12 protein-coding genes are annotated in these 14,707 nt (G+C 51.5%); all 12 read right to left on the bottom strand.

Features of this window, described 5'->3' with window-relative positions; genetic code table 11:
• Positions 1-9: 9 nt before the first annotated feature.
• Positions 10-297 carry a hypothetical protein gene (locus tag ACH0WD_RS10070; RefSeq protein WP_000839833.1) on the bottom strand — a complete coding sequence of 96 codons (288 nt, stop codon included), beginning with the start codon at positions 295-297 and terminating at the stop codon, positions 10-12.
• 38 nt (positions 298-335) lie between these two features.
• A complete protein-coding gene (locus ACH0WD_RS10065; protein ID WP_000291391.1) occupies positions 336-1,181 on the bottom strand; it encodes a DsbA family protein in 846 nt (281 codons plus the stop codon).
• 64 nt (positions 1,182-1,245) lie between these two features.
• Positions 1,246-1,977 (bottom strand): fimbrial chaperone BcfG, encoded by a 732-nt coding sequence (bcfG, locus tag ACH0WD_RS10060; RefSeq protein WP_172480782.1) that lies wholly within the window; start codon positions 1,975-1,977, stop codon positions 1,246-1,248.
• The gene (locus tag ACH0WD_RS10055; RefSeq protein WP_001243232.1) at positions 1,943-2,461 is read right to left on the bottom strand and encodes a fimbrial protein BcfF; all 519 of its coding nucleotides are present in this window, start codon (positions 2,459-2,461) and stop codon (positions 1,943-1,945) included. The genes bcfG and ACH0WD_RS10055 overlap by 35 nt, the downstream gene beginning before the upstream one ends.
• A gap of 15 nt (positions 2,462-2,476) precedes the next feature.
• Positions 2,477-3,022, bottom strand: a complete 546-nt coding sequence (locus ACH0WD_RS10050; RefSeq protein ID WP_001082038.1) for a fimbrial protein BcfE — start codon at positions 3,020-3,022, stop codon at positions 2,477-2,479.
• A complete protein-coding gene (locus ACH0WD_RS10045; protein WP_000701238.1) occupies positions 3,023-4,030 on the bottom strand; it encodes a fimbrial protein BcfD in 1,008 nt (335 codons plus the stop codon).
• Positions 4,031-6,652, bottom strand: a complete 2,622-nt coding sequence (bcfC, locus tag ACH0WD_RS10040; protein WP_001245853.1) for a fimbrial usher BcfC — start codon at positions 6,650-6,652, stop codon at positions 4,031-4,033.
• 4 nt (positions 6,653-6,656) lie between these two features.
• Positions 6,657-7,343, bottom strand: coding sequence for a fimbrial biogenesis chaperone BcfB (bcfB, locus tag ACH0WD_RS10035; protein ID WP_000742551.1), 687 nt, complete (start codon positions 7,341-7,343; stop codon positions 6,657-6,659).
• Positions 7,344-7,443: 100 nt separating this feature from the next.
• Positions 7,444-7,986: a fimbrial protein BcfA gene (locus ACH0WD_RS10030; protein WP_000743357.1), complete on the bottom strand. Its 543-nt coding sequence runs from the start codon at positions 7,984-7,986 to the stop codon at positions 7,444-7,446.
• Between the two features lie 429 nt (positions 7,987-8,415).
• Positions 8,416-9,120, bottom strand: coding sequence for a winged helix-turn-helix transcriptional regulator (locus ACH0WD_RS10025; protein WP_000738619.1), 705 nt, complete (start codon positions 9,118-9,120; stop codon positions 8,416-8,418).
• Between the two features lie 280 nt (positions 9,121-9,400).
• Positions 9,401-12,397, bottom strand: a complete 2,997-nt coding sequence (locus ACH0WD_RS10020) for a hypothetical protein (RefSeq protein WP_000155809.1) — start codon at positions 12,395-12,397, stop codon at positions 9,401-9,403.
• A 92-nt stretch (positions 12,398-12,489) separates the two neighbouring features.
• Positions 12,490-14,589, bottom strand: a complete 2,100-nt coding sequence (locus tag ACH0WD_RS10015) for a glycosyl hydrolase family 18 protein (RefSeq protein WP_000235803.1) — start codon at positions 14,587-14,589, stop codon at positions 12,490-12,492.
• Positions 14,590-14,707: the final 118 nt, after the last annotated feature.

The raw sequence follows: 14,707 nt of genomic DNA, 5'->3' as shown, positions 1-14,707 counted from the left end.
CTACGCGGTTCAGTCATAGACAATGCGTAGCACTGTTAATTGCTTATCTTCATCCAAATAATCTCGTTTTACCGTTGCATGAGGAGACGATATCGGCGTGATAATATTCTCGACAATAATATAACGTTCAACTCCCTCTTTATTATGGCATTGAATTTCTAAGGTTCCCACGTCATTCCAGCAGCCTGCCTCAACAACCGATCCCATAAAATGAATCTGAGCGGTCGGTTTCGCTGTCCCTTCATGAACGATAAAGGAAAGTAAAATCACCGGTATGACGCAACGCATAGACTTCATTTTACTTTCACTCCTGTGCGTTCTCCTCTGAGCGAATATCACCCCTTCGCTTTCTGAATCGCCATTTGCAACATATCCTGAGTCGTGCTTCCCGGGATCACGGTCACCCGTTTTACATCACCGTTTTGCGTCTGAGGCATGACGACAAAAGCAGGCGTGCCGCTAAAGTCCATATGCTGCGCCAGTGCCTGGTTAGTGAGGAGCGCATCATGTACTGCACCGCTGCTTTGCGCTTCTTTTACGGCGGCCAACTGCGTCGGCGTTAGATAATGTTGCGCCAGGGTGTAGACATCGTGTTCCGTTAACGCGCCTTCCACCTTCCCTGTGGCATAAAGCGCATTATGCCAGTCGAGATATTTCGCCCCGCCCTGTGTAAGCCATACCTGTTCGCCGGCTCTGGCCGCCAGTCCGGATACTGGCCAGCGGGAGGAAAAAATAGGAAACTCTTTGAAAATAAACCGGGTATCCGGGTTCGCCTTAATCAGGTTTTCGACCACAGGCGCCATTTTGCTGCACCACGAGCACTGGTAATCAAAGAACATCACCACCGCTGCTTTTGCCTCGTTTGGTCCAACGGAAGGACTGCTGCTACTGAGCAACTCAGCACGATACTGTAATGCCAGTTGAACATACGCCTGTTGTTGCGCAATCTGCTGACGCTGATGCAACGTCTCGCTGGCGGCGACCAAAAATTCCGGATGTTCGGCCAAATACGTTGCCACCACCTCTCCCACTTTATCCGGATGACTGACGATGTAGGCTTCCGCCGTCGGGCCAATTTGCGACGTCGGGGCAGAATCGGCGGCGATTGCCGAGGCGGATACGGCAACGCCTGCCAACGTCAACATCGCCAGTCGGGAAAGTTTTAACGCGTGATAATACATAATAAAAGTCTCGTTCGATAAGATCGGAAAGCCTCCCGCTATCGGAAGGCGCCTGAAAAAAAGGTTAATGAATACGCGTCAGATCCACGGTTTGCGCTGGCATTACCCGCCCATAGTCATTAATACTTTGCCAGCGCACAGTGCAGCGAACCGTGTGCCGGCACCAGTCCGTTTGACGCGTTGCAAAGGGAGCCACGACCCCGGCGTTGTCATGGGCGCGCTCGTTAGCGCGTAATAAAAAGAGCGTAACGTAATAGGGTGTCGGATTGCGTACCGTCGCGCCATCGGGGGTAAGCGACCAGATCAGATGCCGGTAGGCCTGCTGCGGATTGCCGGCGAGTCCCTCAGGGCGATAGAGCAATTTTAAAGCCGAACGAAACGCCATTTGTACACGGTTCGCCTCCGGTTTACCGGAGGGAATGGCGGCGATACTCAAGGTAAACAGACTTTCCCTGTCGGCGGGTAGCGGTCCGCCGGTATAAACCACCCGCATTGAGTTTTCCTGGCGCGCTGAAAGCATAAATAATGGCGGCGTGACCACGAAGGGCGTGATATTCCCTTCGTTTTTGGTTCCAGGCCAGCGGCCACCAGGTAAAATATGCGTATCAATTAACCAGGACGCTTCTGAATGGTTACTTACCGGTACGCTTAATGCCGGGGCGCCCGCATGATAGATAAAGCGAGTACCGCCAATTACCACGCCAGCCTGCGCCCATGATATGGGAAGCAAGCACCAATATATCGCGCAGCGTAAAAAGAACTTATTCATAGGCAAGAATGAAGGTTGCGGAGGCATTGGCGTCCCCGGGCGTTACCGCGCCGCCATCAGCAAGATAACGCGCGTAAAATTGCAGATGCGCCGACGCCTGGCCCGGACTGAGCGTCACCACATCACTCTCCTGCCCCAGTGGGATTAAGGTTTTATTTTGATCATAAAGCGCAATCCCAATGCCCGAAGCGTCGCTTTCCCCTGCGGTAAGCGCCAATAAATCCGTATTACGACTGTCCGCCGCACCGCTAAAACTGACCGTTACGCCGCTGGCAGTGCTGCCGCAGTTCTGTAAATCGATAGCAAAAGGTTGCCATGCGGAACCGTCGCCTGCGCGATAAAACTGCCGTTGAGAAACCGCGCCCATCGCCACGTTAATATTTTCCGAGCCGGGAGAGAGCGAACACGTATTGTCCGTGATGGTTCCGGAGACATAGACCCGGCCATCGTGCGCCTGGACGCCGGATGCCGCCAGCAGCATCCCGATGCCGTACAGGATATCGTTACGCATAATTACGATGGCTCCTCATTCATACTGCATATCGAAATACATGACCGCCGTCGCGTTCCCGGACGTGACCGTCGGCCGGGTCGATTTATAGCGAATATAAAAAGACAGCGTGTTGCGTCCGGCTTTCAACGGATAGACCACCGAGTCGGCATTATTGATACTGATGGTATCCTGATCATCATTCAGAATTTCCACCCCAACCCCGCTTGCTAACATGTTTCCGCTTCCCATTCCGGTATCGGTTATCGCCAGTAGCGCGGGATTGTCCGGATCGGGTTCGCCGGTAAACCAGATCTTCGCCCCGGCAATTCCTCGGGAACAATTTTTGAGGTTGATATTAAAGGGCTTAAATTTTGTCGTTGTTCCTGTCGAAGGAAAATCGCCAACTGCAAACTGCCCTAAATCAATACTTTGACTGAGACTGGAAATATCTATGTCGCAGGTTTGCGCCACAATAGTGCCGGTAAATTCGAGGTTATAAGCGAGGTCGTCAGCGCTGGCATTGATTTGTGGACACAGCATCAGTCCCATGGCAAAAAGAGCGCAGTGTGATCTGTTCATTTAGTCAAAGTCCACTCGCAGGCTGGCCAGTGCGGTAAACGCCCCTTCCGCTGGCGTTTCGCCTGTTGTACTTACCGGGTAGGCTTGCAGTGTGATGTTAGCGCGTCCGGCGCTATCGGTGATAAAAGGCGCGACGCTCTGTGCATCATTGGGGATAAGCGCGTTTCCTTCATCGGTTTCGACCACTACGCCGACATCCGCATTATCCGAAGCGATAGCCTGGGGAACGTGGCTATCCGGCGTAGCGATAAGACGCATCGTTAAATTGACCTGCGAATCCAGGCCGCTGCACTTTACCGGTACGCTGAATTTTTTCGCTCGTACCCCCTCCGGCTTTTGGCCTGCATGGTTGAAATTGCCGCTGTATAATGCACCGAAATTCACCAGAATCGTTTGTCCGGCGTTGATTTCACAGCTTTGCGGTACGGTCACCGTTCCACTATAAAGAATGCTGTATACGACATCTGTCAGCGGATCGCCTGCGGCGGTCATGACATAAACATTGAACATAGTCTTAGGACTAATATTCACCGTGCCGACGAACGGTTTAACAATTTTGAGCTGAAACTCCAGATTTGAGTCACGAACGTAAAACGGTTGACCCGCTTTCACATTTTCATCATATCCCATCAGGACATTGTTCATTGGCGGATAGATATCGCCCGCCGAAGAATCCTCAATTCGCATTCCGCCTTCAAGGTAGTCCGGGTCCAGCTTTAAATATTTCCAGTTACCGCTCGTTTCTACGACCGGATATGGCGACACATAGGAGCGATAAGTCTGGCTATAGGTCGCCGCGCCGGCGGGACACACCGCCTGTACATTAACTTCCTGGCTTTTTTCCAGTTGAACCGTCTTTCCCACCTGGTTTTGTTCTGCCGTCAGAGTGGTCGTTAAATCGTAATTAATACTGGAAGGTACACCGTTAACGTTTTTACACACGTCTGCGAAGGCGTACTGCGATACGACACTTCCCGCCAGCAGAGCAAATAAAAGAGGTATTTTCATTTAATGACACTCCGCATGTTGTCGACTCAGAATCTGACGGGAGGAAGAGAGATGATAGGATGCGACGCACTGTTGATCCGGCAGGTTCCCCCAGCGAACGTGCAGAACGCCTTGCGCTGACAACCCGGAAAGATAGACTTCCCCGGCCTCGTCAACAATCGCCTCCGCATGGCGATCATTCACCGTCACCGTTGCGCCAAAGGGTACAGGCTTACCGTTATGATTCAGCGTTACCAGGGCACGCGCGCCGACTCGCGCTTTAAAGCGGGCCAGAACCAGCGCGCCTTCGGTCGGCACAACGCGAGTCACCGCGTCATCAATATCGACATCATCCGCCATGGCGTTAACGTCCAGCGCCATACGGTTTTGGCGATATGTTGTCGCATACGGCACCACCGCATAGCCACGCGCGTCCGTATGAATACCCGGCTGGTCGACAACGCCGACATTGGCTGCGCCCGGCGCGGCAATCAAAATATTGGTATTGCCTAACGGCTGGCTTAGCGTCACTCCATGCGCGTGCGCCACCAGGCCGCCGCTCAGGCCATAGTTCACCTGCTGGTAATCGCCGTTATCGCTAACGTTATAGCCAATATTGGCGTTGCCTTTTGCGCCATCGTATTCCAGGCTGGCGGCGCCGCTTTCGCCAATACCGTGATTCTGATAGCCTTGCTGTATGTTGTAACTAAGATTGTTTTCGTCCAGCAGTGTGCCGCTAAGGCCCGCATTCTGCGTAACGTTATGCTCTTTGTCCGTACTGGTGCTAAAGGTAGCGTAAACATTGTGATGGCGCGTGACCTCATCATCGTGTTGCAGCCATTGACTTAGCGGCACCGAGATATTCAGCGCGAAAATTTGATCGCGCTCCGCATCGCCTGCGGATTTGTTATTGTTGTAAGAAACGCTCCATGCAATCCCCGCCAGCGTATCGCTGTATCCCACCTGCAACAAAGAATCCTTTTCATCAGTGTGCCAGTAACTTTGCTGACTGCCGGTAATAAAAAGCGATCCCAACCCGCCTAGCTGTTGATTGATATCGAGTTGTACTTTCCCCCTCCTGGTATAATAAAGATTGTAATAATCCGCCCATTCCGGCCTGCTTTTATCGCTGTCAGTCCGACTGTCATCGTCATAGCCGCTCATCCGTTTCCACGTGGTATCATCCAGCGTGTAAAAGCCCGAGGTTGAATAGCGATAGCCCATAAGCTGTAAATTGGTTCCTGACTGTGCAAGCGATTTGGCATACAGGAAACGCAGCGATTGCCCCTGGTAGGTGTTATTATCCGCCAGCGTACTGGTAGCCTGGGTGACATCCAGCGACACCGCGCCCCAGTCGCCCAGATTTGCGCCGCTGCCGATCGCCAGCGCGTGATAATGACTGGAAAGTTGTGTTCCGCCATACAGCGTAAAACCATGCGGTAACCCCCATATCAAGGTCGCCTGACTGAATTTCACCTTCTCTTTTTGACTACTATCGCTGCGATACTCCGCCACCGTCGCCGCATACTTCAACCGCCCTTCTCGTTGTAGAATCGGCACGGCGGAATAGGGCACGTTATAGCGATTAATAGAACCGTCGGACTCTTTGACTTCCACAGTCAAATCGCCGCTGGCGGCGGTGGGATAGAGATCATTAATAGTAAATGCCCCGGGCGGCACATAGCGCTGATTAATGATGTAGCCGTTTTGCCGAATGGTCACTTGCGCGTTGCTTCTGGCAATGCCGTGAATGGTCGGTGCGAAGCCCTTCATGCTGTCTGGCAACATATTGTCGTCAGACGCCAGTTGTAGCCCGCGAAAAGGAAGGCTGTCGAATAATGCGGAGGGGGTATAACTATCGCCTGCCGTCAGTTCTCCCTGCAAAAAGACCACATCACGTTCCAGATAAGTACTGATGTGCTGCCAGTCGCTGTCGCTATTCTGATCGCCGCTATTCGCGTTCCATGTGGAGTAGTCGCGTAACCGCCAGGCCCCCAGATTAAGGCCGCTATTCAATCCAAGAAAATAGCTGTTCTCCGCACTGCCGCCTGGGCTCCGATCCTGACTATTCGCGCCGGTAAAGGTGTAATTCAATAGCAACGCATTAATACCTTCATCCCAGTATTTCGGTGGGATATAGCCTCTGGCGCTGGCAACCATCGCCGCCTGCGGGATGCTAATGTCGAGACGTTGCTGCGCAAAATCAAAGCGGGTCCGGGCGGCCGGTATCGCACTGGCGAGATCCGGGCAACTTCCCGCCGCCGCCTTCGCCAACAGTGGAAACGCCCCGGTGTTTACCCCCATATTTTTAAGCATTTCAGGCGTCAGGCAGGCGCGTAATCCGCTGTCATCGGTGGGCGCGCTTTTTCCCGTCGTTTTCACCGCCTGGAAGGCAATGTCTCTGGTTGCGAGAAACGTATTGTTCAGGTAAACGTCAACGCGATACATCCCCGCCGCCTGGGCATTACGGGAAAAGGTCGATAGGTCGGCCACCGCAGACGGGTCGTCAGACAGAAATGCCGGGTTGAAATAGTTTTCCGCCCACCCCGGCGCAGGCGCCAGTGCGATAGCCAACGCCAGCGGGGTTAATACGGGTTTAGTTACGCTGGAGTAATATCGCGTCATGAAAAGCTGATTACGCATAACATCATGAAGCTGGACAAACGCGTGCTGGCGTCGTTGCGCCAAAATCGTTTACCGTGCGCAAAGATACCTGGCCGGGCGTCGCCGGGAGAGTGATCGCGCCTTTCGGCGGTACCATAGTATTCGGCAGTTTTTTCCCCGCGCTATACAGTTCAACCATCGAAACGTAGTACGGCGAAGGATTAGTAATCGTTAGCTGGCCGCGCTCGTTACGGCAGCGAAGCGTCGACGGGGCATGAGCTGGCGCCTCCGCCAGATTTTTCGGGCGGATAAATAGCTTAATCACGCTTTGCGTCGCAATTTGCAGGGAGTTGCCGGTCAATTTATTTTTATCGACAGAGGGTATCGCTTTACTGTTTAAATAAAATACGCTTTCGCGATCGGTCGGTAATGACGGCCCGACATACATAATACGTAATATATTTTCTTTTTTAGGCTGGATCACAAAGAGAGGCGGCGTAATGATAAAATCCGTCGAGCGTGAACCATCGGCATTGGCGACCCATGACTGAATTAAAAAAACATTGCTGGCAGAAGAATTAATAATCGGCAAGGAGGTTTGCTTACTTCCCTGCGGATAAATCACCCTGGTCGCGCCCAGCGCAATGCCTCCCGCCTGCGCGGCAAACGACAGGCCGGCCGCCGACAGCAGTAGCAATAATCGAAGGAAAATCGGTACGTTTTTTTTCATCTGCGTAATATCCTGATGCCGTCGGTTTGTTACGCGCAGTGACGCGCGTAACGCCCCTTTCTCGCCTCCCAACAGACGAGAAAAAAATCCCGATAAGGAATCAGGAATAAACCATGCTAAATGTCGCCGTCGCGGTAACATTACCGGCAGTCGCCGTACCGGTAGCGATATAATCCACGCTAAGCGGAATAACGTTTTCGCCATCGTTCAAGGTAACAGTACTGGACGATTCACCGATATTCAGCGCCTGGCCATCTGGTCCATAAAGTTGTAATGCCACATTCGTCGCCGAACCTGCCCCAGCGGTATTCGCCAGCGACCCCGGCTGGTTTGCGTCCTGTTGGCCATTAAAAATCACCGCCGCATTCTGGCTGGTCTGAGTATCGCAGTCTTCCAGTTTAATGGTGAAATCTTCTTTTTGATTCGCCACCATACCGGCCTCGGTTAATTTACTGGCGCGAACCTGGCCTAATGTCACGGTCTGATCGACAGAGTCAGCGGAAACAGAACAGGCGGCGTCAACGACCTGTCCGACAAAATTTACCGTACCGCCAGTGACGGTTGTAGTATCCGCTTGCGCGGTGGACAACATTCCGCCAAAGGCAATTGCAGAGACCATTAATGCTAGTACAGGCTTTTTCATTCAAGCTCCTTTTAAATATAAAAATGAGGGTAATCAGATTTTTTAACGAAACGGCTGCTGATATTTCTTCACAGCAATATCACGACTTTTTCTTATGCGAAAAAAAGTGTCTTCTTGTTCTGATATAAATGTCAGAGGCAATAAAACAGCCACTCAACGTCGTGAGTTAATCTTTACGTTATAATGAGATAACGATGTTATTAATTATTAGCAAGCCAACGGCAAGTTGCAATCATCGACATTTGGTTTTATAGGACCAGACATAACCTCTTGTTTTATATTAACTTTACACCAGCCGTTCGGCCTATCTCCTTTAGCTGTATTGACTTTTTTAAAATAGCCTTCATAACAACCTTCAATAAAACATTTTATTAACGATAACAGGCAAATTCAGTCGAGATATGTAAATATATCGTTGCGGATAGCGCATTAATACGCCACTGGCAGTTTTCCGAGCGCCGTCAGCCGCCCATTATCAATATGGATATACCCGCCTTTTTTTAGTTCAGACAGAATCTTCATAGTCCGACTGCGCGATATCCCGGTACGCCGTTGAATAAAATTCAACACGATAATGCTTTCCCGGTAGGCCTGTGGATAAGCCCAGATTTCAGTCAGCAGCGCCCGAACTTTCAGATAAGAATCGACGCCGACTAATTCACGATCGCGCGCGCTCATCACCATCAGACGGTAAGCCAGACAACGGGCCACGTCGTGCCATAAATCGCATTCATCGGCGATTTTTATAAAATCCGGCAGGCGAACAAATCTACCGGTACAAACCGTTTCTGCGAGCAAAAAGTGTTCCGGTCGTGCGGGGACATTATAGGTAGCGCCATAGCTGTCAACCATACCCACGACCGATGGCGCAAACGATGAAGATATATGGAGTCGTTTGTCATTATGACAGAAAGAAACAACGCCTGACTCCAGTAATACAATGTAGTGTTCATCGTTTGCCTGTAAATAAAACTCATCGCCGATACCCAGCGTAAACGGTTGACCAAATGGCAACAAGGCCGAAAATAAGGCATCAATCGCCGCGTGAGGTTTAGCCTGCTGAGAAAAAAGAAAAGAGTGTAATGAATTCTCATTATTATCTTTAGCAAAAGCGTCGTTCATCATTTTTTTCATTAACGGTTGTCTACTCAATGTAGCGTCACAGTATAACCTCTCAAAAAGTACTTAAATTAATAATAAATAACATCGCTATGCAGTATTTCTGTATTCACAAGGCACTAATACGCAATATTTTTAAGATTAAGACAATTCTTAATACAAAATGATTACAGAAAATTAATAACGAATTACGCATAAAGAATGAGAGGTCAAGGGGCGCAGAAAAAGAGATTCGAAAGCACGCGCCTTCGAATCTCAAACTAATAGTCCAGATTAATGCAAATAAGCAGTGATATTATCTGAAATAGCGTGGAGCAGCATAATACTCTACCATTTTATCCGCCAGCCAGCCGCCGTCTTCACCGTTAGAATGGATTGTCGTAATACTGATAGTAGAACCACCGCCCCATAAGATCGAAAAGACGTTAAAGTCCGGTAGGTTCAGCGCCTGCATCTGGCCCCAGTCATACCCTTTATCTTTACGTAAAAAGTCGCCGACGGTCGGGACGCCGTAAGTCGCGCTATTTAAGGCCGTATTGAGTAGCTGCAAAGAGAGCGTGTCAGGATCGCTGCCAATGCGGGCGTCACCCATAAAAAAGGTTCCGCCGGATGCAAAGTGCGCAGCGCTGATTTTACTGACGCCCTCTTCTACTGTAGGCATATGGCCGCCTGGGATTTGCCACAGCATGGCTGGCGTCAGCAGCGCTTTCGTCACCTGTTTGACCATCGCCAGGTAATTAAGCCAGCATGTCGCATTCCAGCCATAGTGGGCAAGCGCATCAGGACTGAAACAGTCACGCTCAAATTTATCAAACGCAATAAAGTCCGGCGCATATTCTCCGCTATAAACGCCCAGTTCATGAATAAATCCGGCGATCGCCTGCCCTTCAGCTACCGGATCAGCGGTATCGCGCAGCACCCAGTCCGCCGTTCCTGTCGCCCAGACATTCGTCTGCCAGCCAAAAGCCACATCCGGGGCAAACTGACGAACAAGATAGTTCACCGCCTGAATATAGCCGTAGAGATCGTCGCTAAACGTCGGCAACGAAGGCGCGATAAAGCCAGCCATCGCCGGTAATGCTTGTATCGCCGCCGCCAGTTGGGCATTCACCGGCACACTGTTTTTTTGCCGTACTACGGTATAGCCATACGGTCCTTGCTGTAGCGCCCCGAGAAAATCCGGGTTAAGCACAAAGGTGGCCGGGACAGGATGCGTCTCATCTTTGTATGACTGCGCCGCCAGACACTGGGTAATAAAGTTACCAAAATGGTTACGTAGCTTTTGCGCATCCTGTAAATCCGCCAGCGCGCTACCGCCGCTGGCATTCGCGGTATAAATGACCATTACCGGCATGACGCTACGCCCGGCTTCTTTTTCTATCTGGCGCACCAGCGCAACGGTTTTATGGATCGGTAACGTCGCGTAATCCAGAAAACCATCCCCGTTCACGTCAACCTCCGCGGCCGGAACCGGATCGCCGCCGCCGTCAAAACCATCGTATTTAAACAACGCGCTAAACGGTATATCGCGATAAAGAGAAACCGTCTCTGGCGCGTTAACCGTCACGCCGCCATGAGCAAGGTAATCAGGCCAACCTTTTACCTGTAGCGTCACGCCGGGCAGAAACTCCAGCGCCACATGGTTGACCTTTTGCAACAACCGTAGCGGCCCGGCCTGTTCACAACGCCACGGCACACTGTCGATGAAAATATCGTCCGTCTGAACATCATACAGCCCGGGCGCAAAGCGTAATGCCAACGTCTGCCGATCGCTGCCGCTCTCCAGCATTAATGAGTACTGATATTTACCGCTGCTGAACAGATAACGCTGCGGCGCGACGCCATCGGGCAGGCCCAGTAGAGTGGCATCCACCGTCACGAAACTCGCCGTGTCGAGCGCTGACTGTTGGTAAGCGACAGCAACCTCGGCAACCTGCGCCGCAGCAGGGATAAAACCCGTAAGCTGTATGGGGGCCGATATAAAGCGGTTATTAATCATCGCAGGCTGCAGATTGACCGTATAATGATGCCCCGCCAGTAGCCGGGTGATTAACTGCGGTTGGTTGGCGATCAGCGTGACGGTACGCTCATCCGCTTGCGTAGTATCAGCGATATCAACGGTCAATTTCGCATTACCAAGCGCAGGGGCGTCAATCATCAGACGCGCGCTGGCATAACGGACAATCGGCAGACAGGATACCTGGACCTGCGCGGCGGCATCGCCGGATTGCAGCGTAACGGTAAAAGAGGACTCGACTGGCGCGATTTGCATCTCATCATTCGCCAGTGCCGGTACGGTAAGCCGATACGTTCCTGCGCTAAGATCGCTTATTGTCAGAACCTCTCCCCACTCACCGACAAAGCGCCGGGTTTCGCCGGCAGGAAACAGCAGCTCAATCGCCGGTTTGAGCGCCACGGTCTGCGTCATGGCAGGAAAATGAACGCAAATTTTTCCCTGACGGGCAGGGTCATGGGCCAACGTCGCGCTCAAATCGCTGATGGCAACTGGCATCTGCGTGGCGGCCAGATAGCACTGTAATTCGACGGTATCCCCCGCCGCCAGCATCAGCGCGCCGTCATGATTAATGGTGATGGTATTCTTCTCGATGGGCCATCCCCCATCGCTGGCCAGCGTCACGGCCTGATTCCCCAGCATTGTTCCCTGAAACGGACTGTAGGGATCGGGGTGCGCGCTGGCCGTAAAATTCAGTTGAAGCTGATTGAGATCTACCGCCTGAGCGTAGAGGTTGGTCAGCGTAAAGGTGACGCGTTGATACCAACTCGCGGTATTCAACTCGCTAACGTTAAGCGTAAGGCCGCGTTCCTGAAGGTCATTGTCCTTTTCCGGCACATCGGGTTCGGCGGGTTGTTCGTCTGCGGCGGGTATCGCTGGCGTCTCCTGATCGGATGGGGTTTCAGACTCTGCGTCTTCGGATGACGATGACGCCAGCGTCAAGGTGATGGCGGACATTTTTACCGGCACCTGCGTCGCCGCGAGGCTGAAAGAGAGCGTCCCGCGTTCGCCCGGCTGAAGAAGTAATGCATCGCTGTTATTAATGATGATGTTGTTAGTTTCCAGCGTGCCATACGAACTATCATTCAGCGTAAGCGGCAGGTTCCCTTTGAGCGTACCGCCGCTATTTCCCCATGGATCGATGTGCCCGGAAGCCGTGAATGATATTGCGGCATGGTTCATATCGACCGGATTACCGCTCTCATTGATGAAGGTTAAGGTGATTTTTTGATACCAGCTGTTGACGTCAAATGCGCTGGCATGGATGGAAATGGTCATGGTCTGCTCTTCCTCTGTCCCTGGTGGAGAAAAGCCCCGGTAAACCGGGGCTTGAATCATGAAGCCCAATACATCGTGCTTAATGCCGTGTATTAGTAAGCGCCAAGATCGGTCCATGCACCGCCGACACCGCAGTTCAGGTCAGGCTGGTCGCCCATAGACCACCATTTCACCTGATAGTTATGGCCTTTCCAGCTAACGATTTCGAAAGAACCCCAGTTTGCGCCATAAACAGTAGAAGCATCCCACTGCGCGTAAGGTGACGTTTTGTCATCTGCTGACGTATCATCCTCAGCCGGCGTGGTATCCTCTTCCTCGTCCGGTACAGGAACGATAATCTCTTCTTCCTCTTCCGGTTCCGGTTGAACCTGAGATAGCGCAGGCACAGCCGTCAGAACAAAGCGCTGCTGAGAGGACGGTTCGTTGTAGCAGTCGCGTACAAACAGGGTGAACTGGAAGGCTGTTTTTTCGCTAACTTCCGGTACCACAACCTCAATGATTTCAGCCGTTTTGTCTGCCACAGTGATTTGAGAAGGCACGCCCCAGCTAAAGGACAGCTCATCGTTATCTTCATCAGAAGAGCCTGCGCCAGACAGCTGTACCGTAGATCCGCCTACGACCAGCAGTTCAATCGCCGCTTTCGGCGCGTGATTGACCTTCTGCGCGTCGTCGCTGTCGCTCTGCTCTTCATCTTTTTCTACATTGATACCTTCAAAGTAGAACGGTTCCATATCGATAACTTCAGATTCGATTTCATAACCCAGACCTTCACGCACGGCGTTAACCAGCACGCCGTTGTCCTGATCGATAGTCCAGGTAAACACGCCGCCCAGGCCCAGTTTCGCTGCATATTCGCCTTTTGCTTTGACGGTACGCGGCGTATCCAGGGATAAAAACAGTTTGGATTCCGGGCTATACAGGTAGTCAGCATCAGCGACCTGGTCGGTGTAAACGTTGAAACCGTTACGGCCTTTCTGGTTTTCCAGATCCAGGTAGCTATAAATGACGTCATACCATTCGCTGGTGCCGGATTCGAAGGAACCGGTAGTAGGGCCTGAACCTGGGTTGTAAGAACCTTTCAGCGGCGACAGGGATTCAATCTCTACCTGACGAGCGTTACGGGTATAGCCGGCATAACCGATGTTGATACGGTCAGCGGAGAAACCTTCCGCCAGCAGGTGATCAACGATAGTTTCGACAGCCCAGCCGCCCTCTTCCAGCGCTTTGCGGTTAGTGTGGTGGCCCAGCGTTTCCGCCCACGGCGTACCGAAGAAGTCATAGGTCATCAGGTTGATGCCATACAGGCCAGCAGCCATCAGATCTTTTACTTTCGCATAGTCAAAAATAGTAGTGACAGCAGAAGCGGCAATAGAGATCTTCACATTGCTCAGACCAGCGGAATCCAGCTGTTTACGCAGTTCGGCAATCAGCAGCGCGTAGTTAGCGCCATCTTCCGGACCAAACGGGTTGCCCGCCCCTTCATCGTTCGGGTATTCCCAGTCAATATCCACTTCGCTGAACATCGGGAACTGTTTGAACAGTTTCACCACGCCTTTGGCGAAGATTTTACGAGAAGAGTCAGAAGCGGCGGTTTCGTGGAACCCGTTACTCATGCTCCAGCCGCCGATACTCATGGAGAGCGCCAGCGTGTGACCTGCGGCTTTCGCTTTTGCCTGCATATCACGCAGCGCGCCCAGCATACCTTTGGCGTTAGCCTGGGTCACGGTTTTCGGATCAACATCCCAGCCGCTGGTTTCAAAACCCAGGTTGATATAAGACTGGAAATCACCCCACGGATCGAGGAAGGTCGGTTCATATTTCACTTTGCCGCACTGTGCTGCCGCTTCTGCTACGACGTCGCGGTCTTCTTTATCAATTTTTCTGAAACCGGTGATGCCAACAAAGCCGAAAATCAGTTTGTCATAAGCCGTCGGTGAAACGTTGGTTAAATCATAACCACGGCCTGGTTGGGACATATTGCCTTGCAGACGGCTGTCATACTGTGACCAGTCGGTGTAATAACCGAATACCTTCGGTTTAGTCGTGGAATTTTTATATTTATTGTATACCGGTTTCGCAACACGAGCGGAAGTATAGCTTATTTTATCATCGCTTGTTGCAGGGTCAAAACCATTCGCTGCATGAGTAGTTTCAGTAATTGTATCGCCTTGAATCAGTTTGCTTGTAGCCATTTTCAAATTTCCTTTTACGTTTCAAAATTGTCGCAGCTCGTTCTGCGGGGTCCATAATCGTTACAGGCATAAAAAATAGCTAATCACAAAACATCATCTTTTTAGATGATATAAAAAT

Origin of the sequence: Salmonella sp. 2020_1395, assembly GCF_043848115.1 — a bacterium.
Taxonomy (GTDB): domain Bacteria; phylum Pseudomonadota; class Gammaproteobacteria; order Enterobacterales; family Enterobacteriaceae; genus Salmonella; species Salmonella enterica.
This window is presented reverse-complemented; position numbering and strand designations above follow the sequence as displayed.